The 24,052-nt window shown below is 60.2% G+C and carries 22 protein-coding genes; 12 read left to right on the top strand and 10 right to left on the bottom strand.

Going from position 1 to position 24,052, the window contains the following annotated elements:
• Nucleotides 1–161: 161 nt before the first annotated feature.
• A complete protein-coding gene (locus ABDX87_RS11990; protein ID WP_346833026.1) occupies nt 162–1,202 on the bottom strand; it encodes a low specificity L-threonine aldolase in 1,041 nt (346 codons plus the stop codon).
• A gap of 99 nt (nt 1,203–1,301) precedes the next feature.
• Between ABDX87_RS11990 and ABDX87_RS11985 the strand changes: the two genes are divergently transcribed.
• The 10 genes from ABDX87_RS11985 to ABDX87_RS11940 all read left to right on the top strand — a co-directional run bounded on the left by ABDX87_RS11985 (nt 1,302) and on the right by ABDX87_RS11940 (nt 13,885).
• Complete coding sequence (locus ABDX87_RS11985; RefSeq protein ID WP_346833025.1) at nt 1,302–2,045, top strand: TraX family protein; 744 nt, start codon at nt 1,302–1,304, stop codon at nt 2,043–2,045.
• Nucleotides 2,046–2,289: 244 nt separating this feature from the next.
• A complete protein-coding gene (alaC, locus tag ABDX87_RS11980) occupies nt 2,290–3,507 on the top strand; it encodes an alanine transaminase (protein WP_346833024.1) in 1,218 nt (405 codons plus the stop codon).
• Nucleotides 3,508–3,903: 396 nt separating this feature from the next.
• A complete protein-coding gene (gene glyA, locus ABDX87_RS11975; RefSeq protein WP_346833023.1) occupies nt 3,904–5,157 on the top strand; it encodes a serine hydroxymethyltransferase in 1,254 nt (417 codons plus the stop codon).
• 15 nt (nt 5,158–5,172) lie between these two features.
• A complete protein-coding gene (locus ABDX87_RS11970; RefSeq protein ID WP_074752295.1) occupies nt 5,173–6,423 on the top strand; it encodes a sarcosine oxidase subunit beta family protein in 1,251 nt (416 codons plus the stop codon).
• A 14-nt stretch (nt 6,424–6,437) separates the two neighbouring features.
• Nucleotides 6,438–6,752: a sarcosine oxidase subunit delta gene (locus ABDX87_RS11965; protein WP_346833021.1), complete on the top strand. Its 315-nt coding sequence runs from the start codon at nt 6,438–6,440 to the stop codon at nt 6,750–6,752.
• Nucleotides 6,749–9,769: a sarcosine oxidase subunit alpha gene (locus tag ABDX87_RS11960; RefSeq protein WP_346833020.1), complete on the top strand. Its 3,021-nt coding sequence runs from the start codon at nt 6,749–6,751 to the stop codon at nt 9,767–9,769. The genes ABDX87_RS11965 and ABDX87_RS11960 overlap by 4 nt, the downstream gene beginning before the upstream one ends.
• A 165-nt stretch (nt 9,770–9,934) precedes the next feature.
• Nucleotides 9,935–10,567 (top strand): sarcosine oxidase subunit gamma, encoded by a 633-nt coding sequence (locus ABDX87_RS11955; RefSeq protein ID WP_346833019.1) that lies wholly within the window; start codon nt 9,935–9,937, stop codon nt 10,565–10,567.
• A gap of 131 nt (nt 10,568–10,698) precedes the next feature.
• On the top strand, nt 10,699–11,556 hold the full coding sequence (gene purU, locus ABDX87_RS11950) for a formyltetrahydrofolate deformylase (protein WP_346833018.1): 858 nt from the start codon (nt 10,699–10,701) through the stop codon (nt 11,554–11,556).
• A gap of 269 nt (nt 11,557–11,825) precedes the next feature.
• Nucleotides 11,826–13,025, top strand: coding sequence for a formaldehyde dehydrogenase, glutathione-independent (gene fdhA, locus ABDX87_RS11945; RefSeq protein WP_074752290.1), 1,200 nt, complete (start codon nt 11,826–11,828; stop codon nt 13,023–13,025).
• Nucleotides 13,026–13,288: 263 nt separating this feature from the next.
• Nucleotides 13,289–13,885 carry a DUF1190 domain-containing protein gene (locus ABDX87_RS11940; RefSeq protein WP_346833017.1) on the top strand — a complete coding sequence of 199 codons (597 nt, stop codon included), beginning with the start codon at nt 13,289–13,291 and terminating at the stop codon, nt 13,883–13,885.
• 6 nt (nt 13,886–13,891) lie between these two features.
• On the opposite strand, the gene ABDX87_RS11935 is transcribed toward ABDX87_RS11940, so the two are convergent.
• Both ABDX87_RS11935 and ABDX87_RS11930 read right to left on the bottom strand, forming a co-directional pair.
• Complete coding sequence (locus ABDX87_RS11935) at nt 13,892–14,566, bottom strand: anti-sigma factor (protein WP_346833016.1); 675 nt, start codon at nt 14,564–14,566, stop codon at nt 13,892–13,894.
• The gene (locus ABDX87_RS11930; protein WP_431061229.1) at nt 14,563–15,201 is read right to left on the bottom strand and encodes a sigma-70 family RNA polymerase sigma factor; all 639 of its coding nucleotides are present in this window, start codon (nt 15,199–15,201) and stop codon (nt 14,563–14,565) included. Before ABDX87_RS11930 ends, ABDX87_RS11935 begins: the two co-directional genes overlap by 4 nt.
• A 241-nt stretch (nt 15,202–15,442) precedes the next feature.
• Between ABDX87_RS11930 and ABDX87_RS11925 the strand changes: the two genes are divergently transcribed.
• Complete coding sequence (locus tag ABDX87_RS11925) at nt 15,443–15,994, top strand: DUF2780 domain-containing protein (protein ID WP_346833014.1); 552 nt, start codon at nt 15,443–15,445, stop codon at nt 15,992–15,994.
• Between the two features lie 73 nt (nt 15,995–16,067).
• Here ABDX87_RS11925 and ABDX87_RS11920 read toward each other — a convergent pair whose 3' ends face one another.
• On the bottom strand, nt 16,068–16,961 hold the full coding sequence (locus ABDX87_RS11920; protein WP_346833013.1) for an acyltransferase: 894 nt from the start codon (nt 16,959–16,961) through the stop codon (nt 16,068–16,070).
• A gap of 198 nt (nt 16,962–17,159) precedes the next feature.
• Between ABDX87_RS11920 and ABDX87_RS11915 the strand changes: the two genes are divergently transcribed.
• A complete protein-coding gene (locus ABDX87_RS11915; protein WP_346833012.1) occupies nt 17,160–17,660 on the top strand; it encodes an ATP-dependent zinc protease family protein in 501 nt (166 codons plus the stop codon).
• A gap of 146 nt (nt 17,661–17,806) precedes the next feature.
• Here the strand turns inward: ABDX87_RS11915 and ABDX87_RS11910 are convergent, their stop codons facing one another.
• The 6 genes from ABDX87_RS11910 to ABDX87_RS11885 form a co-directional block, all read right to left on the bottom strand.
• On the bottom strand, nt 17,807–18,436 hold the full coding sequence (locus tag ABDX87_RS11910; RefSeq protein ID WP_346833011.1) for a glutathione S-transferase family protein: 630 nt from the start codon (nt 18,434–18,436) through the stop codon (nt 17,807–17,809).
• A gap of 352 nt (nt 18,437–18,788) precedes the next feature.
• Nucleotides 18,789–19,274: a hypothetical protein gene (locus ABDX87_RS11905; RefSeq protein ID WP_346833010.1), complete on the bottom strand. Its 486-nt coding sequence runs from the start codon at nt 19,272–19,274 to the stop codon at nt 18,789–18,791.
• 12 nt (nt 19,275–19,286) lie between these two features.
• Nucleotides 19,287–19,775, bottom strand: a complete 489-nt coding sequence (locus ABDX87_RS11900; protein WP_346833009.1) for an Hcp family type VI secretion system effector — start codon at nt 19,773–19,775, stop codon at nt 19,287–19,289.
• Nucleotides 19,776–19,986: 211 nt separating this feature from the next.
• A complete protein-coding gene (locus tag ABDX87_RS11895) occupies nt 19,987–20,178 on the bottom strand; it encodes a hypothetical protein (RefSeq protein ID WP_346833008.1) in 192 nt (63 codons plus the stop codon).
• Complete coding sequence (locus tag ABDX87_RS11890; RefSeq protein ID WP_346833007.1) at nt 20,175–21,308, bottom strand: PepSY-associated TM helix domain-containing protein; 1,134 nt, start codon at nt 21,306–21,308, stop codon at nt 20,175–20,177. Before ABDX87_RS11890 ends, ABDX87_RS11895 begins: the two co-directional genes overlap by 4 nt.
• A gap of 82 nt (nt 21,309–21,390) precedes the next feature.
• Nucleotides 21,391–23,847 carry a TonB-dependent siderophore receptor gene (locus ABDX87_RS11885; RefSeq protein WP_346833006.1) on the bottom strand — a complete coding sequence of 819 codons (2,457 nt, stop codon included), beginning with the start codon at nt 23,845–23,847 and terminating at the stop codon, nt 21,391–21,393.
• Between the last annotated feature and the right edge of the window lie 205 nt (nt 23,848–24,052).

Genomic DNA, 24,052 nt, shown 5'->3' with positions numbered 1-24,052 from the left:
AGGTATGCGCATACTCTGGTAGTCCGCCTGACACATTCCTGTGGGAGCGAATTTATTCGCGATGCAGGCTCGGTTGATTGATTTCTGTCGGCTGAACCGGCCAATCGCGAATGAATTCGCTCCCACAGGGTCATTCGCGGTGTCAGGAAGACCGGGGGCAATCAGGCCCCCATCACCAACCGGATGTCCGCAGCCAGTTCACGCACGCGTGATTCTTCGGTGTCCCACGAGCACATGAACCGTGCGCCGCCGTTGCCGATGAAGGTGTAGAAGCGCCAGCCCCTGGCGGTCAGCGCCGCGATCGCCGCTTCCGACAATTGCAGAAACACGCCGTTGGCCTGCACCGGGAACATCAGTTCTACGCCGGGAATGTCTTTTACCAACTCAGCAAGCAATTGCGCGCAGCGGTTGGCGTGGCGAGCGTGTTTGAGCCAGGCGTCGTTTTCCAGCAGCCCGACCCAAGGCGCCGACAGGAAGCGCATTTTCGACGCCAGTTGCCCGGCCTGTTTGCAGCGGTAGTCAAAGTCTTCGGCCAGCTTGTGGTTGAAGAACAGAATCGCTTCACCCACCGCCATGCCGTTCTTGGTGCCGCCGAAACACAGCACGTCAATGCCGGCTTTCCAGGTCAACTCGGCGGGCGTGCAGCCCAGGTAAGCGCACGCGTTCGCGAACCTGGCACCGTCCATGTGCAGGTTCAGGCCCAGTTCCTTGCAGGTGTCGCTGATTGCTTTCAGCTCTTCGGGCAAGTACACGCTGCCCACTTCGGTCGCCTGGGTCAGCGTCACCACGCGCGGTTTTGGGTAATGAATGTCGGCCCGCTTGAGCGCGACTTCACGAATCGATTCGGGGGTCAGCTTGCCGTTCTCGCTACGGGCGGTCAGCAGCTTGGAGCCGTTGGAGAAAAACTCGGGGGCGCCGCATTCGTCGGTCTCGACGTGGGCGGTTTCGGAGCAGATGACGCTGTGGTAACTCTGGCACAACGATGACAAAGCCAGCGAGTTGGCGGCCGTACCGTTGAAGGCAAAGAACACTTCACAGTCGGTTTCGAACAGCTGACGGAATTGATCGGCCGCCCGCGCTGTCCATTGATCGTCACCATACGCACGTTGATGGCCATGGTTCGCTTGTTCCATGGCCGCCCAGGCTTCGGGGCAGATTCCCGAATAGTTGTCGCTGGCAAACTGCTGGCTTTGGTCTGACATGGCCGGTTCCCTGTAATCGAAGGCTGCGACTGTAACCAAGATTCACTGGTTTGGTCATGCATTCTTGCGTCAGAAAATTCAGTCAAACAGCGGAGCACGATGAGCGAGGCACATTCAACGATACAGCCGGTACGTGACCGCGCGCTGGACCTGCTCAAATGGCTGGCGATGTTGAGCATGGTGCTCGACCACCTGCGTTACGTCGGATGGTCGGCGGACTGGCTTTACGTGCCCGGCAGGCTGGCCTTTGCGTGGTTTTGCCTGGCCATTGCAGTCAATGTCGGGCGCAGTGTTTCGCGTCCGGTTCACCCCGGCATTCGCTGGAAGTACCTGGCCTGGCTGGCGGTGTTTTCAGTTATCGCCGAGTTTCCGTATCGGTTGTACATGGCCGATGAAGTCACCACGCTTAACGTACTGCCCACGCTGGTACTCGGGTTGTTGGTTGCGCAGGGTGCGAGCAGCCGTTCCTGGCCGATGCGGATCATGGCGGTGATTGCGCTGGGTATCGGCGTCGCATTTGCGCCGTTGCTGATGTTTGGCGCCTACGGCGTGTTGCTGCCGACTGCTTTCCTGCTCGTGCTGAGGGGATCGCTCTGGTTGGCGATCCTGCCCGGCGTGGTGTGCCTGCTCAGCAACGAGTGGCCTAAGATCATCGACGGCATGCTGTGGGGCGATCCCATTTCGGTAGGGGCGTTGATCGCCTGTCTGATCGGGCCTTGGCTGGGCCTGGCGCTCCTGCGCTGGCGACCCGCCTTTGCGGTCTGGCCGATGCGGCGTTGGGCGTACCTGATTTATCCGCTGCATTTCCTGCTGTTGCTCGGGTTGCGCCAGGTTCTTGCCTGACGCATTCCCTGTAGGAGCGCGCTTGCCCGCGAATGCGGTGTGTCAGTCACCGTTGATGTATTTGATCTGACGCATCGCGGGCAAGCGCGCTCCTACAGGATTTGCAGCGACTCACCGTTTGTTGGATGGCGCTCAAATCCCTGTAGACAAACCGCCATCAGCGCCTTTATCTTCCGCACCAGGCCACCGCAGTGGCCAGCGTCGCTCGGACGGTTCCGGGCGCTTACGTCTTCAGAGGCATCTCATGGCTGACCAAGGTTCGCCGCGCCGCTTTGCGCGCATCGATCGACTCCCCCCTTACGTGTTCAACATCACTGCCGAGCTGAAAATGGCCGCTCGTCGTCGTGGTGAGGACATCATCGACCTGAGCATGGGCAACCCCGACGGGGCAACGCCACCGCACATCGTCGAAAAACTGGTCACTGTCGCCCAACGTGAAGACACTCACGGCTACTCGACTTCGCGTGGCATCCCGCGTCTGCGTCGGGCGATCTCCAGTTGGTACAAAAAGCGTTACGAGGTCGACATCGACCCGGAAACCGAAGCCATTGTCACCATTGGCTCCAAGGAAGGCCTGGCGCATCTGATGCTTGCCACGCTCGATCAGGGCGACACGGTGCTTGTGCCTAACCCCAGTTATCCGATTCATATCTACGGCGCAGTGATCGCTGGCGCTCAAGTGCGGTCCGTGCCGCTGGTGCCGGGCGTGGACTTCTTCGCCGAGCTTGAAAAAGCCATTCGTGGCTCGATCCCGAAGCCGAAGATGATGATCCTCGGCTTCCCGTCCAACCCGACGGCTCAGTGCGTCGAGCTCGACTTCTTCGAGCGTGTGGTCGCGCTGGCCAAGCAATACGACGTGCTGGTGGTTCACGACCTGGCGTATGCCGACATCGTCTATGACGGTTGGAAAGCCCCGTCGATCATGCAGGTGCCGGGCGCCAAGGACATCGCGGTGGAATTTTTCACCTTGTCCAAGAGCTACAACATGGCCGGCTGGCGGATTGGCTTCATGGTCGGAAACCCTGAACTGGTTAACGCATTGGCCCGCATCAAGAGTTACCACGACTACGGCACATTCACGCCGTTGCAGGTCGCGGCGATTGCTGCGCTGGAAGGCGACCAACAGTGCGTGCTCGACATCGCCGAGCAGTACCGCCAGCGTCGTAACGTGCTGGTCAAAGGCTTGCACGAACTGGGCTGGATGGTCGAGAACCCGAAAGCCTCGATGTACGTCTGGGCGAAAATTCCTGAGGCCTACGCGCACCTGGGCTCGCTGGAATTTGCCAAGAAGCTGCTGCTGGAGGCCAAGGTCTGCGTCTCGCCGGGTGTCGGTTTTGGTGAATACGGCGACGATCACGTCCGTTTCGCCCTGATCGAGAACCAGGACCGGATTCGTCAGGCAGTGCGTGGCATTCGCGGGATGTTCCGGGCCGACGGTTTGTTGCCTGCCAAATCTGTCTGATTGCGACATTGCCTCATCAAAAATCCCCCGGCTTATCACCGGGGGATTTTTGTTTTCTGGACGATAAAACACGTTTTATGTCATCCGCCGACACTGTGGGAGCGAGCTTGCTCGCGAAGGGGGCGGCACATTCAACGCATCTCCAGCGCCTGATCCTCAGCCTTCGCGAGCAAGCTCGCTCCCACAAGTGAGTGTTTTTGTGGCCGGGTATGTGGACGGCTGTGGTTCGTCAAAATCCGGCATTTATCTCTCCCCGCTAATCCATGTCGTAAACGCACCTTTGTGTGGCGCCCGTAGGCATCTAGGCAGTCTGCGTCGGCCATACCATCGCTTCCAAGGGGTAATCCAAAGCCCTATCGATAATTCAGGCGCCGCGCCGCCGCTGGGAGAACCGCGATGTTCAGCAAGCAAGACCAGATCCAGGGTTATGACGATGCACTCTTGGCAGCGATGAATGCCGAAGATCAGCGTCAGGAAGATCACATTGAGCTGATCGCCTCGGAGAACTACACCAGCAAGCGCGTAATGGAAGCTCAAGGCAGCGGTCTGACCAACAAGTACGCCGAAGGCTATCCGGGCAAGCGTTACTACGGCGGTTGCGAGCACGTCGATAAGGTCGAGCAACTGGCCATCGACCGCGCCAAGCAGCTGTTCGGTGCCGACTACGCCAACGTTCAGCCGCACTCCGGTTCGTCGGCCAACAGCGCGGTTTACCTGGCACTCATTCAAGCGGGCGACACCATTCTGGGCATGAGCCTGGCCCACGGCGGCCACCTGACCCACGGCGCCAAAGTGTCGTCCTCGGGCAAGCTCTACAACGCCGTTCAATACGGGATCGACACCAACACCGGCCTGATCGATTACGACGAAGTCGAGCGTCTCGCCGTTGAACACAAGCCCAAGATGATCGTTGCCGGTTTCTCGGCGTACTCCAAGACGCTGGACTTCCCGCGCTTCCGTCAGATCGCTGACAAAGTCGGTGCGCTGCTGTTCGTGGACATGGCTCACGTCGCCGGTCTGGTCGCCGCTGGCCTGTACCCGAACCCGCTGCCGTACGCTGACGTCGTCACTACTACCACGCACAAAACCCTGCGCGGCCCTCGTGGTGGCCTGATCCTGGCCAAGGCCAACGAAGAGATCGAGAAAAAGCTCAACTCTGCCGTGTTCCCTGGCGCTCAAGGCGGCCCGCTGATGCACGTCATCGCCGGCAAGGCCGTGTGCTTCAAGGAGGCGATGGAGCCTGGCTTCAAGGCGTATCAACAGCAAGTGATCGACAACGCCCAGGCCATGGCGCAGGTGTTCATCGATCGCGGTTACGACGTGGTTTCCGGTGGTACCGACAACCACTTGTTCCTGGTCAGCCTGATCCGTCAGGGCCTTACCGGTAAGGACGCAGACGCTGCACTGGGTCGCGCCCACATTACTGTGAACAAGAACGCCGTTCCGAACGATCCACAATCGCCGTTCGTGACCTCGGGCCTGCGTATCGGCACCCCGGCGGTCACCACCCGCGGTTTCAAAGTCACCCAGTGCATCACGCTGGCCGGTTGGATCTGCGACATTCTCGACAACCTCGGCGATGCCGATGTCGAGGCCAATGTTGCCGGTCAGGTCGCCGCGCTGTGCGCCGATTTCCCGGTTTACCGCTGAGTCAGGAGTAGCACCATGCAACATTACTCAGGCTTCGGCCTCTTCAAACACTCCCTCAGCCACCACGAAAACTGGCAGCGCATGTGGCGCACGCCGACCCCGAAAAAAGTCTACGACGTGGTTATCGTCGGCGGCGGTGGTCATGGTCTGGCGACGGCTTACTACCTGGCCAAAGAGCACGGCATCACCAACGTAGCCGTGGTCGAGAAGGGCTGGTTGGGCGGCGGCAACACTGCCCGTAACACCACCATCGTGCGTTCCAACTACCTGTGGGACGAGTCCGCGCACCTGTACGAACACGCAATGAAACTGTGGGAAGGCCTGTCCCAGGACCTGAACTACAACGTCATGTTCTCGCAGCGCGGCGTGTACAACCTGTGCCACACCCTGCAGGACATGCGTGATTCCGAGCGTCGGGTCAGTGCCAACCGCCTGAACGGCGTGGACGGCGAACTGCTCAACGGCAAGCAAGTGGCCGAAGAGATCCCGTACCTGGACTGCTCGAAGAACACCCGTTACCCGATCATCGGCGCGACGGTTCAACGTCGCGGCGGTGTTGCGCGTCACGACGCCGTGGCCTGGGGCTTTGCCCGCGCCGCTGACGCGTTGGGCGTTGACCTGATCCAGCAAACCGAAGTGACCGGCTTCCGCAAGGAAAACGGCGTGTGCATCGGCGTTGAAACCAATAAAGGCTTCATCGGCGCCAAGCGCGTCGGTGTAGTGACCGCCGGTAACTCGGGCCACATGGCCAAGCTGGCGGGCTTCCGTCTGCCGATCGAATCCCACCCGCTGCAGGCGCTGGTGTCGGAGCCGATCAAACCAATTATCGACAGCGTGATCATGTCCAACGCCGTGCACGGCTACATCAGCCAGTCCGACAAGGGCGACCTGGTGATCGGCGCCGGTATCGACGGCTGGGTGGGCTACGGTCAGCGCGGTTCGTACCCGGTCATCGAGCACACCATTCAAGCCATCGTCGAAATGTTCCCGGTGCTGTCGCGCGTGCGCATGAACCGTCAGTGGGGCGGCATCGTCGACACCACGCCGGATGCGTGCCCGATCATTTCCAAGACGCCTGTGCCGAACATGTTCTTCAACTGCGGGTGGGGCACCGGTGGCTTCAAGGCGACCCCGGGATCGGGCAACGTCTTCGCCGCGAGCCTGGCGAAGGGCGAAATGCACCCGCTGGCCAAGCCGTTCTCCATCGACCGCTTTCACAACGGCGCCCTCATCGACGAACACGGCGCTGCTGCCGTCGCCCACTAACAGGAGAAATTCCTATGCTGCATATCTTCTGTCCTCACTGTGGCGAACTGCGCTCCGAAGAGGAATTCCACGGGTCCGGTCAGGCCCACATCCCGCGTCCACTGGACCCGGCCGCCTGCACCGACGAAGAGTGGGGCGACTACATGTTCTTCCGCGACAATCCGCGCGGCCTGCACCACGAACTGTGGATTCACGCAGCCGGTTGCCGTCAGTACTTCAACGCCACGCGTGACACCGTGACTTACGAAATTCTCGAAACCTATCCGATCGGTAGCAAACCTCAGTTTGTGAACAAGGTTCCAGCCGTCGGGAAGGGAGACAAGGTATGAGCCAGTCCAATCGCCTGCCCAACGGCGGCCGCATCGACCGTAGCAAGGTCCTGAACTTCAGCTTCAACGGTCAGACCTACCAAGGCTTTGAAGGCGACACCCTGGCCGCAGCCCTGCTGGCCAACGGCGTCGACATCATCGGCCGTAGCTTCAAATACTCGCGCCCTCGCGGCATCTTCGCGGCCGGTTCCGAAGAGCCGAACGCGGTCCTGCAGATCGGCGCGACCGAAGCCACTCAGATCCCGAACGTGCGCGCTACTCAACAAGCGCTTTACTCGGGTCTGGTCGCCACCAGCACCAACGGCTGGCCGAGCGTGAACACCGACATGATGGGCATCCTCGGCAAGGTCGGCGGCAAGCTGATGCCGCCGGGCTTCTACTACAAAACCTTCATGTACCCACAGTCGTTCTGGATGACCTACGAGAAATACATTCGTAAGGCCGCCGGTCTCGGTCGTTCGCCGACCGAAATCGATCCGGACACCTACGACAACATGAACCATCACTGCGACGTGCTCGTCGTCGGCGCAGGCCCTTCGGGTCTGGCGGCCGCGCTGGCCGCTGCGCGCAGCGGTGCCCGCGTGATCGTTGCCGATGAACAGGAAGAGTTCGGCGGCAGTCTGCTGGATTCCCGCGAGAGCCTGGACGGCAAGCCGGCGGCGGAGTGGGTGGCCACGGTCGTTGCCGAGCTCAAAGGTCTGGCCAATGTGATCCTGCTGCCACGCGCTACCGTCAACGGCTACCACGACCACAACTTCCTGACCATTCATGAGCGTCTGACCGATCACCTGGGTGACCGCGCGCCGATCGGCCAGGTGCGTCAGCGCATGCACCGCGTCCGCGCCAAGCGTGTCGTGCTGGCAACCGGTACACACGAGCGTCCTCTGGTTTACGGCAACAACGACGTACCGGGCAACATGCTGGCCGGTGCCGTTTCCACCTACGTCCGCCGTTATGGCGTGGCGCCGGGCAAGAAGCTGGTGCTGTCGACCAATAACGATTACGCCTACCGCGTTGCGCTGGACTGGCTCGACGCCGGCCTGCAAGTCATCGCGGTTGCCGACGCCCGTCACAATCCGCGTGGTGCGCTGGTTGAAGAAGCACGCGCCAAAGGCATTCGCATCCTCACTGGCAGCGCCGTGATCGAAGCCCGTGGCAGCAAACGCGTCACCGGTGCTCGCGTTGCAGCCATCGATGTCAAAGCACACAAGGTCACCAGCCCTGGCGAATGGCTCGACTGCGACCTGGTTGCCAGCTCCGGCGGTTACAGCCCGATCGTTCACTTGGCGTCCCATTTGGGCGGCAAGCCGGTCTGGCGTGAAGACATCCTCGGCTTCGTGCCGGGTGAAGCACCTCAGAAGCGCGTGTGTGTCGGGGGCGTAAACGGCGTCTACGCACTGGCTGACTCGCTGGCCGACGGTTTCGAAGGTGGGGTTCGTGCTGCCAGCGAAGCCGGTTTCCAGCCGGTCGAAGGCGTCATGCCAAAAGCCTTGAGCCGCGTTGAGGAACCGACCCTGGCGCTGTTCCAGGTGCCGCACGAGAAGGGCACTTCCCGCGCGCCGAAACAATTCGTCGACCTGCAGAACGACGTCACTGCGGCCGCCATCGAACTGGCAACCCGCGAAGGCTTCGAGTCGGTCGAGCACGTCAAGCGCTACACCGCGCTGGGCTTCGGTACCGATCAGGGCAAGCTGGGTAACGTCAACGGTCTGGCCATCGCGGCGCGCTCGCTGAACGTCTCGATTCCGGAAATGGGCACCACCATGTTCCGCCCGAACTACACGCCGGTGACCTTCGGTGCGGTAGCCGGTCGTCACTGCGGCCACATCTTCGAGCCTGTGCGCTTCACCGCGCTGCACGCCTGGCACGTCAAGAACGGCGCCGAATTCGAAGACGTCGGTCAATGGAAACGTCCTTGGTACTTCCCGAAAGCCGGTGAAGACATCCATGCCGCCGTCCGCCGCGAATGCAAAGCCGTGCGCGACAGCGTCGGCCTGCTGGACGCTTCGACCCTGGGCAAAATCGACATTCAAGGCCCGGATGCCCGTGAGTTCCTGAACCGCATCTACACCAACGCCTGGACCAAGCTCGATGTGGGCAAGGCGCGTTACGGCCTGATGTGTAAAGAAGACGGCATGGTCTTCGACGACGGCGTAACCGCCTGCGTCGCCGACAACCACTTCATCATGACCACCACCACGGGCGGCGCTGCACGCGTTCTGCAATGGCTGGAAATCTATCAGCAGACCGAATGGCCGGACCTGAAGGTTTACTTCACTTCTGTCACCGACCACTACGCGACCCTGACCCTGTCGGGCCCGAACAGCCGCAAGCTGCTCAGCGAAGTGACCGACATCGATCTGGACCGTGAAGCCTTCCCGTTCATGACCTGGAAAGAAGGTCTGGTCGGTGGCGTACCGGCTCGCGTCTTCCGGATCTCGTTCACCGGTGAGCTTTCCTACGAAGTGAACATCCAGGCTGACTACGCCATGGGCGTTCTGGAAAAAATCGCCGAGGCGGGCAAGAAGTACAACCTGACGCCTTACGGCACCGAGACCATGCACGTACTGCGTGCCGAGAAGGGCTTCATCATCGTGGGTCAGGACACCGACGGCTCGATGACCCCGGATGACTTGAACATGGGCTGGTGTGTCGGTCGCACCAAACCGTTCTCGTGGATCGGCCAGCGCGGCATGAACCGTGAAGACTGCGTGCGTGATCAGCGTAAGCAACTGGTGGGCCTCAAGCCGATCGACCCGAACAAGTGGCTGCCGGAAGGCGCGCAACTGGTGTTCGATCCGAAGCAGTCGATTCCGATGACCATGGTCGGTCACGTGACGTCGAGCTACGCGGCGAACTCGCTGGGTTACTCGTTCGCGATGGGCGTGGTCAAAGGCGGCCTCAAGCGCATGGGCGAGCGTGTGTTCTCGCCGCAGGCTGATGGCTCGGTGATCGAGGCGGAAATCGTGTCCTCGGTGTTCTTCGATCCGAAGGGTGACCGGCAGAACGTGGAGTAAGAGGGCGAAAGTTCGCTCCAACGGTTTTGACCTGTAGGAGCGCGCTTGCCCGCGAATGCGTCAGATCAGATACATCGATGGTGACTGACACACCGAATTCGCGGGCAAGCGCGCTCCTACAGTGAGGCGCTTCGGCAACACAACAGAATTCAACACAGGTGCTCTATGACCACAGCCAACGTTTTCCAACAGCGGCCCACGACCGACGTCAAAGTCGAGTCGCCTCTGTTTCACGCCGACCTGAAAAGCCTGGTCGGCAAAGGCCGCACCAACCCGGGTGTGGTGCTGCGCGAGAAAAAATTGCTGGGCCACCTGACTATTCGTGGCGACGCCCACGATCCAGCCTTCGCCGCTGGCGTCCACAAAGCGCTGGGCATGGAATTGCCAGGCGCGCTGGCGCTGGTGAGCAGTGGCGACAGCTCGATTCAATGGATGGGGCCGGATGAGTGGCTGCTGATCGTACCGACCGGCGAAGAATTCGCCGTCGAGCAGAAACTGCGTGAAGCACTGGCCGGGCTGCATATTCAGGTGGTCAACGTCAGCGGCGGTCAATCGCTGCTGGAACTGACCGGCCCGAAGGTCCGCGAAGTGCTGATGAAATCCACCAGCTATGACGTCCACCCGAGCAACTTTCCGGTCGGCAAGGCAGTCGGCACCGTGTTCGCCAAGTCGCAACTGGTGATCCGTCGTACCGGTGAAGAGACCTGGGAACTGGTGATTCGCCGCAGCTTCGCCGATTACTGGTGGCTGTGGCTGCAGGACGCGAGTGCTGAATACGGCCTGGGCGTCGCGGCATAAGCACTGATCGTTCCCTCGCTCCGCGTGGGAACGCATCCCGGGACGCTCCGCGTCCCATGTGAAGGACGCGGAGCGTCCTGAACTGCATTCCCACGCAGAGCGTGGGAACGATCCGATCAGAGGAACACCCCATGAGCCGCGCCCCCGATACCTGGATTTTGACTGCCGACTGCCCGAGCGTACTGGGCACGGTGGACGCGGTGACGCGTTACCTGTTCGAGCAGGGCTGCTACGTTACCGAGCACCATTCGTTCGATGACCGGCTCTCCAGCCGTTTTTTCATTCGTGTCGAATTCCGTCAGCCGGACGGCTTCGATGAGGCTTCTTTCCGGGCAGGCCTGGCTGAGCGCGGTGAAGCGTTCGGCATGATCTTCGAGCTGACAGCACCGAACTACCGGCCAAAAGTCGTGATCATGGTCTCCAAGGCCGATCACTGTCTCAACGACCTGCTCTACCGCCAGCGCATCAACCAGTTGTCGATGGACGTCGTCGCGGTGGTGTCCAACCACCCCGATCTCGAACCTTTGGCGCGCTGGCACGACATTCCCTACTACCATTTCCCCCTCGACCCTAACGACAAACCTTCGCAGGAAGCCAAGGTGATGCAGGTGATCGAAGACACAGGGGCTGAGCTGGTGGTGCTTGCCCGCTACATGCAAGTGCTGTCGCCCGAGTTGTGCCGCAAGCTCGACGGCCGCGCGATCAACATTCACCACTCGTTGTTGCCAGGTTTCAAGGGCGCCAAGCCTTACCACCAGGCCTACAACAAGGGCGTGAAACTGGTCGGTGCGACCGCGCATTACATCAACAACGATCTGGATGAAGGTCCGATCATCGCCCAGGGCGTCGAGGTGGTGGACCACAGCCACTATCCTGAGGACCTGATCGCCAAGGGCCGCGACATCGAAGGCCTGACCCTGGCCCGGGCGGTGGGTTATCACATTGAACGGCGCGTGTTCCTGAACGCCAACAGGACGGTGGTCCTGTGATCTGTAGGCGAGCATGACCACCTGTGGGAGCGAATTCATTCGCGAAAATGGTTACATCAGATGGAAATGCGTCGGATGTATCGGCCAATCGCGAATGAATTCGCTCCCACAGGATTTGGGCGTGGCCAGATGGAAGTCAGCAGCGCTTAAGTCAGCCTTCAGCAACAAACGCAACACCCCAGAGCAACCAGTGCGTTGCCGCAACACCAAGCAACGCATTTCTCCGTTACACAGCTGCATCCATAAAAACAATTCAGCGAGGTGAAAGCATGTCTGGTAATCGTGGTGTGGTGTATCTCGGCGCTGGCAAGGTCGAAGTACAGAAAATTGACTATCCAAAAATGCAGGACCCGCGCGGCAAGAAGATTGAGCACGGTGTCATCCTGCGCGTCGTATCCACCAACATCTGCGGCTCGGACCAACACATGGTCCGCGGTCGTACCACTGCCCAGGTCGGCCTGGTACTCGGTCACGAGATCACCGGTGAGGTGATCGAAATGGGCAGCGGTGTCGAAAACCTGAAAATCGGCGACCTGGTATCGGTTCCGTTCAACGTCGCCTGTGGTTTGTGCCGCTCGTGCAAAGAGCAACACACCGGCGTGTGCCTGACCGTCAACCCGGCCCGTCCTGGCGGTGCTTACGGCTATGTCGACATGGGCGACTGGACCGGTGGCCAGGCTGAATACGTGCTGGTGCCCTATGCCGACTTCAACCTGCTCAAACTGCCTGATCGTGACAAGGCGATGGAAAAGATCCGCGACCTGACTTGCCTCTCGGACATCCTGCCAACCGGTTACCACGGCGCAGTGACGGCCGGCGTCGGCCCTGGCAGTTCGGTGTACATCGCCGGTGCAGGCCCTGTTGGTCTGGCGGCTGCTGCTTCGGCGCGTCTGCTTGGCGCTGCAGTGGTCATCGTGGGTGACGTCAACCCGGTGCGTCTGGCTCACGCCAAGGCACAGGGCTTTGAAATCGCCGACCTGTCCAAGGACACTCCGCTGCACGAACAGATCGCGGCATTGCTGGGCGAGCCTGAAGTGGACTGCGCCGTCGATGCCGTGGGCTTCGAAGCCCGTGGTCACGGTCATGCTGGCGTCAAGGCGGAAGCCCCGGCCACCGTCCTCAACTCGCTGATGGGCGTGGTGCGTGTTGCCGGCAAGATCGGTATCCCCGGCCTGTACGTCACCGAAGACCCGGGTGCGGTCGACGCTGCCGCCAAAATGGGCAGCCTGAGCATCCGCTTCGGCCTGGGCTGGGCAAAATCCCATAGCTTCCACACCGGCCAGACCCCGGTCATGAAGTACAACCGCCAACTGATGCAAGCCATCATGTGGGACCGCATCAACATCGCCGAAGTGGTCGGCGTGCAGGTCATCAGCCTGGACGACGCACCGCGTGGCTACGGTGAGTTCGATGCGGGCGTACCGAAGAAATTCGTGATCGACCCACACAAGCTGTTCAGCGCGGCTTAACGCCGTCAGGGACAAGAAAAAAAGGCGACCTTCGGGTCGCTTTTTTGTGCCTGTCGTAAGCTGTTGCAGTTAGCCGCGTAGGATATTTCTGCAATTTGAAGGGGAAATTTTGACTTCCGATCCGGCTTGTATCGAGCGTCGGTTCTGCGTGCTATTTGTCCGCCCGGTTTTTTTCAGGTCGTGGGCAATACATGTTGATGCGGGCGCTACAGACGTTGGTTTTCATGTGGATCGGGGCGTGTTTTTTTGTGGTGCCCGCCGTATTGGCAAGTGCCGAGCTGGGACCGGATGCGCAGCGCTGGATTTCTTCCACCGCGTTCTTCGAGAACGCCAATGCCTGCATGTGGGCAGGTATTCCCAAGCAGGTGTGTCAGTCCGGCTATCGCTCCGCTTATCGGCAGCATGTCCGGATCGCGCCGGCGTACCGTCTGCAAAAGGACTGTGAGGCTGATTTTGCTCCGGGCGAATGTTTTGTCAGTGGCGTCTCTCATCTGTGGACGCCCTGGTTGTCCGGTTTCTCGCTGATCACCCACGCCCGATTGCCACCCTCGTCGTTGCACGCGCATCGCCAGGCGCAGAAGGCGCCTGTGGACCGGTCCTGGTGGCAGCACCTGCAGGGGATCAAGGCGTCGCCGGAAGTGGCGACGCGGGTGCGCTATTTCAGCGAGCCGCTGTATTGGGAGCGCGATCATCAAGGCGGATTCAGGCTCACGAGCCTGCGAGAAAAGCTGCGCAATGGAGAGCAATTCGCCCATGCATTCAGCCGACGCCCGCCCGTTCAGGCGGGGTCGGCGCTTTGGACGCGTCAGCTTTCCCGGATCTTCGAGCCACAACGGCTGATTGATGTCGCTGTACCGTAACCGGCGTCACAACGATGCCAACTGCCCTTTATACAGAACCGGCCCGGTCGGTTTGCCGGATGGCGAACCACCTTTGGGTTCCAGCGTGATCGCCATCGTGGTCTGTGTCCCCAGCAATTTGCGCTGGCTTTCGTTCAGCTCGACACGGCCTTTTCCGTTGTCCGGGATGACGCCCAGCGACACCGGAACGCCATCTGCCGGAATGGCCCACAGTTCCAGGCTGCGGCCGGTTTCCACGGAGGCGACGGTGACCGGCTCGACTTTCAGGTAACGGTCAAAGGCTTGCACGGTCAGCGCGGGTTGCTGGTTGGACGCGACCAGCGTGGCGTTGAAGTCAGGTGTGTCACGCTTATAGATCACGCCGACGATGACGGCGACGAGCAGCGTGCAGGCCACGGCCGTGACGCGCATCCAGCTCCAGAACGGTCGTTTTTCCGGCACATGCAGGCGCTGCGGTTCAATCCTCGCGAGGATGTGTTGCCACACCCGTTCAGGGACCGGTTGAGGTGCCAGGGACGTGGTCAGGCCGACCAGGTGCTCCTGCCACTGGGCCACTTCTGCCCGTAGCGTCGGATCGTCGAGCAGCAGGCTTTCGAAGCGTCTGCGAGCGGTCGAGGGCATCAGGCCGATGGCGTAATCGGCAGCCAGGGCGCGGCGTAATTCGGGTTGGCGATAGTTCATGATTCGAGGCACCTGCGCAGACGCTCCATACCTCGGCGGATCCACGATTTCACCGTACCCAGAGGCGCGGCAAGCTGTGTCACCAGATCACCGTGCGACGCGCCATGAAAGTACGCGGTGATGATCGACTGACGCTGCATGCCTTCGAGTGTGTCGAGGCAGCGCTGCAGTGCTTTGGCATCCCGCTGGCTTTCCATTTGCTCGTGAGCAGAAGGCGCCTGATCGAACAGTGCCTGTGCCTGTTCGTCGGTCAGCGGCTCTTCGCGGTGTTTGCGTAACTGGTCGATTGCCTTGTTGCGGGTGATGCTGACCATCCAGGTCATCGGCGCAGACAGGTGGGCATCGTACTGAGAGGCGCTGTTCCAGATCCGCACGAAGGCTTCCTGCACCACGTCTTCAGCCTGATCGCGGTGACCCATGCAGCGAAGGGCGACGGCGAACAGGTGCCCGGAAACCTTGCGATAGAGGCTTTCGAAAGCGCGGCGGTTACCCAGAGAACACTGAGCCAGCAATTGCCGGAGTTCATCGGCGTCGACAGAAGAAATGGGCACTCTCCAGACATTAAAACGACGACGACCCCGCTGGTCGCCCGAATGCTGGCAGGTTAGTCCAGGTTGAGCCGCAGTTCCATCCACCTTTTTTACTCGTTCAAGAAATGGGAAATCCAGCGCCTGTCACGCGACGCCGTCGCCAAAGTCGCGGCTCGTGCAAGGGATACGTTGCCCGCCTATAAACTGGATGCAGGGCGGCGCATCTATTTCTCAGTTGCAGTGAAGTCCGGTCCTTTGGAACTTATCTCTGCACAAGGGTCCAACGCGTGTTTACCCGGCCATGGCCGGCTCTCTGGCAAATGAGGTGGGTTCAATGAAGGTTTCGATGAAAAACGCACGCCGCGCTGCACTGGCGACCTTGATGGCCCTGGCAGCAACACCGGTCTTCGCCTTCAACCTGAACGATGCGGCGAACGCTGTTTCCGGCGCCACAGGCGGACAACAGAAAGCCACCGCCGCCCCGGAAGCCGCCGGGCTGCTCAACACGCTGGGCACACAATTGAATGTCACGCCGCAACAAGCGGTGGGCGGTACCGGCGCATTGTTGGGGCTGGCCAAGAACAAGCTGGCGGGCAATGACTACTCCAGCCTGAGCCAGTCTGTGCCGGGTCTCGATCAACTGTCGGGCAGCACCGCACTGGGCAGCCTCGGCGGTCTGGGCGGCATGCTCGGCGGTAACTCCGGCAGTAACTCGGTGCTCAACAGCGCGCTGGGCAACGTGCAAAGCATGGGTGACGTGAACAAAGCCTTCAGCGCGCTGGGAATGGACAGCGGCATGGTCAGCCAGTTTGTGCCGGTGATCCTGCAATACCTGGGTCAGCAAGGCGCGAGCGGTTCGGCGTTGTCGGCGTTGAGCGGGGTGTGGGGCGCTAAGTAGGGAAAGCTGCGGCAGGTCGCCTCGAACCCTGTGGGAGGGAGCTTGCTCACTCCCACAGGTCAGGTTGCGGTCATCAAATGGGTGGATTATCCCCGCGCAATACCGCAATCCGCGCATCCTTCTCTACCCACAACCGATTCACCCACTTTTGCACATACTCACGAAACACCGGGTCGTTCTCGTAATCGCCTTGCCAGAGTGCGGGGTCGAGTTCGCAGGTCTGGATGTCGATGATCACGCGTGGCACCCGACCTGAAATCAGGTCCCAGAACCCGGGAATACGTGCGCCGGGATAGACCACTGTCACGTCGAGCACCGCGTCCAGCTGTTCACCCAAGGCTGCAAGAACAAACGCCACACCGCCTGCCTTGGGCTTGAGCAGGTAGCGATAGGGCGAGGCCTGTTCGGCGTGTTTGACCGGGGTGAAGCGTGTGCCTTCCAGGTAGTTCACCACCGTGACGGGTTGGCGCTTGAACAGCTCGCACGCTTCTTTGGTGATCTCCAGATCCTTGCCTTTGAGCTCCGGGTGTTTGTCGAGAAACGCCTTGGTGTAGCGCTTCATGAACGGATAATCGAGCGCCCACCATGCCAGCCCCAGGAACGGTACCCAGATCAGCTCTCTCTTCAGGAAGAATTTGAAAAACGGCGTGCGACGGTTCAGCGCCTGGACCAGCGCCGGGATGTCTACCCATGATTGATGGTTGCTGATTACCAGATAAGACGTGTCGCGGCGCAGCCCCTCGTGACCGCTGATCTCCCAGCGCGTCGGGATACACAGCTTGAAGATCAGCTTGTTGATCTCGATCCAGGTCTCGGCGATCCACATCACCGCCCACGAGCAGCGGTCGCGCAGTTCGCTCTGGAACACCAGTTTGAGCAGCGCGAAGACCATCAGCGGGCCGAACAGCACCAAGGTATTGAGCAAAAGCAGCAGCGTGACGGCGATACCGGTGAGCAGGTGACGCATAAATCACTCGTGGTCATGAAAAGGGCTGGCAATGATAAGCAGCTATGCCCAGAGAGCCAAATCCGGCGGTCGCTGACAAATGTTTCACGCGCAGGCCCTTAGGATGGTGTTCTACCTTAGTGAACGAACGAACGGCAAAGTTGCGGTCTAAAATCGGGCCCGTGCGACGGCCACCATTCATTGCGAGGAACCTGTTACGTGAAATCCCTTCTGGCGCTTCTGTCCCTGCTGGCGTTGCCTGTCATGGCCGCCGAACCGACGTTGTATGGTCGCTACGAATACATTCAGGTCTCCGAATTCGGCGAGACCTTCAAAGCCAAGATGGACACCGGCGCGCTCACTGCGTCGCTGTCGGCGAAGGACATCGAACTGTTCAAACGTGATGGTGACGACTGGGTGCGCTTCCGCCTGGCGACGAAAGATGCCGACAACAAGGTCTACGAGCACAAGGTGTCGCGCATCAGCCGCATCAAAGCCCGCGCCGATGGCGAAGACGACGATGAACCGGTCGACCCGACCAAGCGCCCGGTGGTGGACCTGGAACTGTGCCTGGGTAACGTCAAGCGTACCGTCGAGGTCAATCTGGTCGACCGCAGCCACTTCAACTACCCGCTGCTGATCGGCGCCAAAGCCTTGCGCGAGTTCGGCGCGGCAGTGAACCCGGCGCGTCGCTATACCGCCGACAAACCGGAGTGCTGATTGTCGGACCACTGGGGCGACGCTGATCACCTGTGGAAGCGAATTCATTCGCGATGGGAGGGGCCAGGCACTGCATCTGAAACGGATGTGCCGGCCTTTCGCGAATGAATTCGCTCCCACAGGAAGCTCCGGCGAATCTGCCGAATTTACGCTGGCGGCTGCGTTTCCAGCATTGAAGGCCGCTGGCTGACTTCGTAATACCAGCTGGCAAGGCGAGGGTAGCTGCTGCGCCAGCCCAGATTGGGTTGGCGGAAGTCGAGGTACCCGAGTGCGCTGGCCAGGCTGATCGACGCGATGTCGAAGTGCGCGCTCAGCTCGGTGACCGCTTCAGTTTCGAAGTAGGCCAGCGAGCGGGAAATTTTCTCGCTCTGGTTATCGACCCATTCGTCCCAGCGCTTCTCTTCCGGCCGCAAAAACGTTTCGTAGCGGATCAGCAGCGCGGCATCCAGTAACGCGTCCGCCAGAGACGCCAGCGTGAGGCGTCTCCAGCGTGCTGATCCGTCGCGTGGAATCAAAGGATTGCCGACATGCTGGTGGTCGAGATAGTCGAGAATCACCCGGCTGTCGTGGATGACGTTGTCATCGGCCAGGCACAGCGCCGGGATTTTCCCGCAAGGATTGTCGTGACACACCTCGAGATGAGGATTGACCGGGGTTACATTGACCGGCTTGAGAGTGACCCGTCCCGTCTGTCCCGTTTCGTATAGCAGAATCAACACTTTGCGCGCGAAGGGCGAAGCGGCGTTGTAGTACAGCGTCATGCTGGGAACAGACATGGACATTCCTCTGATCGGACCGGCCCTTAGACTAGTCAGCGCCGCAACGCTGCGCAACGTACTGATGCATTGTGCTGCGTTCGCTATTTCAGCTCATCGTCCCGCCACCACCGGCGCAAACTGTTTGTCACGAGTTCCAGTCCCAGAAAACAAATCCCAAGAAGCAATATCTCGTAATTCAGAAAGTGCGCATCTCTGGTCTCTTCCGCCACCACGACCCACGGAATTAGGTATTTAAAATAGAAGGCAATGAGGGCCAGGCCTGCTATCCATTGATGTCGCCAGCGTCTGATGATCCGTGATATCCCCCAAATCACCAGCACAACGACTGCCACCGATAACAGCGTTCCCATCAACGACCGCCGTTCACTTTCAGAATCAAGGATGTCGACGAGCGTTGAGGACCGATGCCACCGGATACCTCAGCATCGACGCTGAAGATAACGTCACCCGCATGATAGGTAGGCAGTTTGTTTTTAGAGGCGGCAGCCAATGTGGTTCCCGTGACCGCGCCAACTACAGCGCCCGCCGGGGCTGCTATCTTGCCACTGATTGAACCAACGATTGTTCCAATGGTTGCCCTTTGATCATTCAATAGATCCGCTGAATTTCGGCTCATGGGTCGTGAGATCGCGAGCGTTATTCGGCACGGACGGCCCTGCGCCAGCATTCGCGCGTAGGTGTCCTCAATTAGCTGAGTGACCTCGAATTGTCCTGTTGTGATTTCTGGCAGGTTGAGGGTTCTCAAGTAGGCCGCACCGCCTGGCCCCACAGTAAAGTGAATCAGTGTAAACACAACGCCGTAATGGCCGACGTGTTGGGTACGTACAACGTCCATGACACGTCTCCCTCAGCAATATTCCTTATTGCCTATCCTGTCCCATCCGCCCGCCACAACGCCGGCCGCGCCCCCGTCGGCTCTGTTCTGCATTGTGTAGGTTGAGCGGATGCGGCCGTAATTGAGTTGAATGAGTTCTGTAGGAATGCCCTCGTTAGCGTTCTGGTTGTATTCGGCAATGATCACTTCTTCGAGAATGATTTCGTAGAACTTCATCTTGTCACCCCCTGCACGGTGAACGGAAAGCTTCACCTCTTTGAAGTGCTGTCCCGCGCAACTGGCCGCCATCAGTTTGCAGCTCGACTTGTCGAGCATTTTGGTCAGCGTGAGGTTGCTGAGCGTGGTTCGCCCGGAGGTTGCGCCGCCCGCGGTGCTGGCCGTCACGGACGCGCTCTGGTGGGTGCCAAACGAGTAGCCGGTGATTTCAATCCAGTCTTTGCACTGCTCATCCAGTGACTCGCCGGGAATACCGTCAATTTTGAGAAATGCGTCAAGCGTCATCTGTGTATCTCCGGACCAATAGTGTGAATGCCGTTATGGCTGACTATTGATTGTCCGGACGAGCGAGCCGCATGGTGGGACAGCTTCTGACCTGAAAGGGGTCAGATGCGTTCTGCTCTGTTGCAGGAGTGTGCTTACAGAGGAATCGAACCGTTCAAGGCATTACTTAAACGGATGAGAAGAGTCCCCGCAGAAAGGCCCCGCCTTCCATTCAAACCCTGCGGCGCACCATCAAGCCCTTGATGCTTAGCCAGGCGGGAATCCCCATGCCGACCCAGGCGAGAACGTCCCACGCGCCGTCGCCCAGCAGCGCAGCGAACAGGCCAACGGCGGTCAGGAGTGCGATCCAGGTCGGCTTGGCGAAGGTTTTCCAGAACGCCGGGTGTTTCTTGTGTCGTGTCATGCCGCTTCCACCGCATTAGGCACATTGACGGTTGCTGCGGCGCGACGGCGTACCCACCACAGATAAACGCCACTGCCCAGGACGATGATGGTCAGCACGTCGAGAATGCCCCAGAGGATTTTCATTGGCATGCCGCCGTAATCGCCGAAGTGCAGCGGTTGCGAGAGCAGCAGCGCGTCCATGTACCAAGGGCTGCTGACGATCGCGGTTACGTTCAGCGTTTCGGCATCGATCAGGACGGGGGTCAGCAAGTGAGAGGTCAGGTGCGTGTTGCCTTTCATGAAGACCGCGTAGTGGTGCTCGCTGGAAAAGCGCGAGCCGGGGAACGCGATGAACGATGGCTCCGAGCCCGGAACGGTGGTCTGCGCGATGCGCAGCAGGTCGGTGGCCGGTGCGCGTTCCGTCAGCGGCGGCGCATCGCGATAGGGGGCAACCATCGCAGCCAGCGAATCGTTGCGCCATTGCGCGATCACAAGGTCGGCGCAGGCATTGAGCACGCCGGTCAACCCGACGACAAACGCCCAGGTCAAGGTGACGACGCCGATGAGGTTGTGCAGGTCCAGCCAGCGCACCCGGGTCGATTTGTTCGGCCGAACCGTGGCGAAATCCAGTCGGCGCATGAACGGCGCGTACAGCACCACGCCCGAAATAATCGCTAACACAAAGAGCAGGCCCATGAAGGCCAGAAGCAGCTTGCCGGGCAGCCCTGCGTACATGTCCACGTGCAGACGCAACATGATGTTCATGAAACCGCCGTTGGCCGAGGGGGTTTCCACCGCCTCGCCGCTGCGTGCGTCGAGCATGAAGGTGTGCGTGTCGTTGGGATCACCGCCCGCCGTTTTACCCATGAAGGCATACATGCCGTTGGGTTCGTCTTCGTCCCAGCCGAAATACTGCACCACTTCGCCCGGACGATGCGCTTCGGCCGCTTTCACCAGTTGCTGCAGGTCCATGCGCGGCGTATTGGCGGGCATTTCCTTGAGCGCGGGCGCATTCCCCGTCAGATCCTCGATCTCGTGATGGAACACCAGCGGCAGGCCGGTGATGGCCAGCATCAGCAGGAACAGCGTGCAGACCAGGCTGCTCCACGTGTGGATGAACGACCAGCGGCGGATGGTTTGGCTCTTCATGGGGCGAATACCGGTTTGAACGAAAGCTAAAAGGGCCGCTGTTAAGAGCGGCCCTTGTTTTCAGAAATGAGAGTTTAAACCATTACCATTTGTAATCCACGCTTGCGAGCACACTTCGACGATCGCCGTAGTAGCAATAGAAGCCGTCACAGGTGGAAATGTATTCCTTGTCGAAGACGTTGTTGGCGTTGACCGACACGCTCACGCCTTTGAGCGCGTTGGTCATGCGTCCGAGGTCGTAATGAACCGCTGCGTCATAGACGGTGTAAGCGTTGCTGTGGCCGTAGTTCGGGTTGGCCACGAAACCGTAACTGCCGATGGCAATGTTGTCGGTTTCGCCGATGTAACGCGCACCGAACCCGATTCCGAAGCCGTCGAGCACGCCGGTGTGCCAGGTGTAGTCACCCCAGATCGAGGCGGCGTTTTCCGGCGTCAGCGGCAGCGGACGGTTTTTGTCCAGCGGATCGGTGACCTTGGTCATTTTGCTGTTGGCGTAGGTGTAGGACGCCGTCACTTTCAGGTTTTCAGTGACGTTACCCACCGCTTCCAGTTCGAAACCACGGACCTTGGCTTCCCCGAGCGGCCGCGAAGTCCCGAAGGTGTCGCTGAGCACGATGTCTTTGCGGGTCAGGTCATAGGCCGCGGCGGTGAACATGATGTCGCTGCCGGGCGGCTGGTATTTCAGGCCCACTTCGTACTGCTTGCCCGTGCCAGGCTTGAACGCGTTGCTCTGACCGGTGGTGACGTCTGCCGCGCCACCTTGTTCTGCCTGAAACGACTCTGCGTACGAGATGTACGGCGTGAAGCCGGAATCGAAGACGTAGCTCAGCGCCGCGTTGCCGGTAAAGGCGCTGTCAGTGCGGTCGTCACGTTCGTCCGCGAGGTTGTAGAACTTCGTTTTGGTCTTGAGCAGGTCCTGACGACCGCCCAAGGTCAGACGCCAGTTATCCAGCGCCAGTTGGTCCTGAACGTAGACACCAAAGTCGTCGGTCTTCTGGTTGTAGTTCTGGAACGCGGTGTAAGCGACGTTGCTGAAGTCCTGACCGTAAACCGGGTTGATGATGTTGCTGGTCGGCGCGCTGCCGTATTGCCACTTGTAATTGTGGTTGACGCGCTGGTAGTCGGCACCGAGCAGCAGGGTGTGCTTGAGGATGCCGGTGTCGAAGTCGGCCTGGAAGTTGTTGTCCAGCGCGAACTGGCTGATGTCCTCGTTCACGACGTTAGCGCCGCGCTGCACGGTGCCGTCATCGGCAACCGAGCCGTAGAAACCGCCCGCAGTGATGCCCTGGAACGACAGATCGCTCTTGGTGTAACGCAGGTTCTGCTTGAACTGCCAGACATCGTTCAGGCGTGTTTCGAAAGCGTAACCCAGTGCGTAATAGGTCTTGTCGTAGAACTCCCAGTCCGGATCGCCCAGGTTTTTGTGGTAGCGAATTTCGCCGGCCGCCGACGGGTACTTGGTGCCTTGAATGGGCAGAAACTGGCTGGTGATGCCGGTATCGTCGCGGTTGAACTGGCTGAGGAAGGTCAGCTTGGTGTCCGGATTGATGTTCCAGGTCAGGCTGGGGGCGATGTTGTAACGCTTGTCGTCGACGTGCTCCACGGACGTGCCACTGTCGCGCACCACGCCGCTGACGCGGTATTCGAAGGTGTCGGCATCATCGATCTTGCCGGTGCTGTCGAAGCTGATCTGCTTGCGGTTGTAGCTGCCCACCTGAACCTGAACTTCGTGGCTGGCTTGGGCTTCAGGGCGACGACTGACCATGTCCAGCAGGCCGCCCGGAGGCGTCTGGCCATACACCGAAGAAGCCGGGCCGCGCAGCAGGGCGACGCGGTCCAGGTCCCAGGTTTCCATCTTCGGCATCACATAGGCGCCCTTGGGAAGCGGCAGACCATCGAGGAACTGCGTCGGCTCGAAGCCACGCACCTTCAACCACTCGGCGCGGCTGTCGCTGCCATAGCTGCTGGCCACAACGCCAGGCATGTAGCGCACGGCGTCGTCGAGGTTCTGTACCGCACGATCTTCCATCTGTTGACGGGTGGCGACAGAGATCGAACGTGGCGCTTCAATCAGCGCGGTGTCGGTCTTGGTGCCGGACGCGGTGCGAGTGGCGGCGTAGGTTTCGGTGGGTCCCCACGCGCTTTCAAAACCGTCCTGACGCCCCTGAATGCTGGTTTCAGGCAGCGCCATCACGCCCTCAGGCGCTGCGATCAGACTGTACGTGCCCGCTGATGTCTGGCTCAACTGCAAACCCGTGCCACGCAGCGCTTGCGCCATGGCGCCCGGTGCGTCGAACTGGCCCTGAACCGGGGCCGAAGTACGGCCCGCGGCCAGCGACGGATCCAGCGACAGCGCGATGCCGGCCTGACTGGCGATCTGGGTCAGCGTGGTCGACAGCGGTGCCGCTGGCAGGTTGTACGCACGAACGCTGGACGCCTGAGAGGCCGCCAGCAGTTGCGTGCTGGCCATCGGCGTCGCAAGGGCGACAGCGACAGCCAGCAAGCTCGGTCGCAGAAGGTTTTGAAGCGTGCGGGACATGGGCGGCTCCTGAGTGGAAAGTGTTCTCAATGCCTATGTGCCGGACGAGATCGGGAAAGTGATAGGGCTAATCGAAAATAATTTAGATTCACACTTTGCGGCTGGGTGATTTGACTTCATGCATGAACCACACTCTGGAGTGCCCCCAAGAAGTTGGAGACCCATCCACCTTTTTGGAGGAAGTCCGCTCTGTGGGAGCGAATTC

The organism is Pseudomonas abietaniphila (genome assembly GCF_039697315.1).
Classification (GTDB): domain Bacteria; phylum Pseudomonadota; class Gammaproteobacteria; order Pseudomonadales; family Pseudomonadaceae; genus Aquipseudomonas; species Aquipseudomonas abietaniphila_B.
This window is presented reverse-complemented; position numbering and strand designations above follow the sequence as displayed.

Bases quoted from the DNA above. Each gene is read 5' to 3' on its own strand.
- ABDX87_RS11990 (WP_346833026.1), bottom strand. From the start codon at position 1,202: ATGTCAGACCAAAGCCAGCAGTTTGCCAGCGACAACTATTCGGGAATC.
- ABDX87_RS11985 (WP_346833025.1), top strand. From the start codon at position 1,302: ATGAGCGAGGCACATTCAACGATACAGCCGGTACGTGACCGCGCGCTG.
- alaC (WP_346833024.1), top strand. From the start codon at position 2,290: ATGGCTGACCAAGGTTCGCCGCGCCGCTTTGCGCGCATCGATCGACTC.
- glyA (WP_346833023.1), top strand. From the start codon at position 3,904: ATGTTCAGCAAGCAAGACCAGATCCAGGGTTATGACGATGCACTCTTG.
- ABDX87_RS11970 (WP_074752295.1), top strand. From the start codon at position 5,173: ATGCAACATTACTCAGGCTTCGGCCTCTTCAAACACTCCCTCAGCCAC.
- ABDX87_RS11965 (WP_346833021.1), top strand. From the start codon at position 6,438: ATGCTGCATATCTTCTGTCCTCACTGTGGCGAACTGCGCTCCGAAGAG.
- ABDX87_RS11960 (WP_346833020.1), top strand. From the start codon at position 6,749: ATGAGCCAGTCCAATCGCCTGCCCAACGGCGGCCGCATCGACCGTAGC.
- ABDX87_RS11955 (WP_346833019.1), top strand. From the start codon at position 9,935: ATGACCACAGCCAACGTTTTCCAACAGCGGCCCACGACCGACGTCAAA.
- purU (WP_346833018.1), top strand. From the start codon at position 10,699: ATGAGCCGCGCCCCCGATACCTGGATTTTGACTGCCGACTGCCCGAGC.
- fdhA (WP_074752290.1), top strand. From the start codon at position 11,826: ATGTCTGGTAATCGTGGTGTGGTGTATCTCGGCGCTGGCAAGGTCGAA.
- ABDX87_RS11935 (WP_346833016.1), bottom strand. From the start codon at position 14,566: ATGAACTATCGCCAACCCGAATTACGCCGCGCCCTGGCTGCCGATTAC.
- ABDX87_RS11925 (WP_346833014.1), top strand. From the start codon at position 15,443: ATGAAAAACGCACGCCGCGCTGCACTGGCGACCTTGATGGCCCTGGCA.
- ABDX87_RS11920 (WP_346833013.1), bottom strand. From the start codon at position 16,961: ATGCGTCACCTGCTCACCGGTATCGCCGTCACGCTGCTGCTTTTGCTC.
- ABDX87_RS11910 (WP_346833011.1), bottom strand. From the start codon at position 18,436: ATGTCTGTTCCCAGCATGACGCTGTACTACAACGCCGCTTCGCCCTTC.
- ABDX87_RS11905 (WP_346833010.1), bottom strand. From the start codon at position 19,274: ATGGACGTTGTACGTACCCAACACGTCGGCCATTACGGCGTTGTGTTT.
- ABDX87_RS11900 (WP_346833009.1), bottom strand. From the start codon at position 19,775: ATGACGCTTGACGCATTTCTCAAAATTGACGGTATTCCCGGCGAGTCA.
- ABDX87_RS11895 (WP_346833008.1), bottom strand. From the start codon at position 20,178: ATGACACGACACAAGAAACACCCGGCGTTCTGGAAAACCTTCGCCAAG.
- ABDX87_RS11890 (WP_346833007.1), bottom strand. From the start codon at position 21,308: ATGAAGAGCCAAACCATCCGCCGCTGGTCGTTCATCCACACGTGGAGC.
- ABDX87_RS11885 (WP_346833006.1), bottom strand. From the start codon at position 23,847: ATGTCCCGCACGCTTCAAAACCTTCTGCGACCGAGCTTGCTGGCTGTC.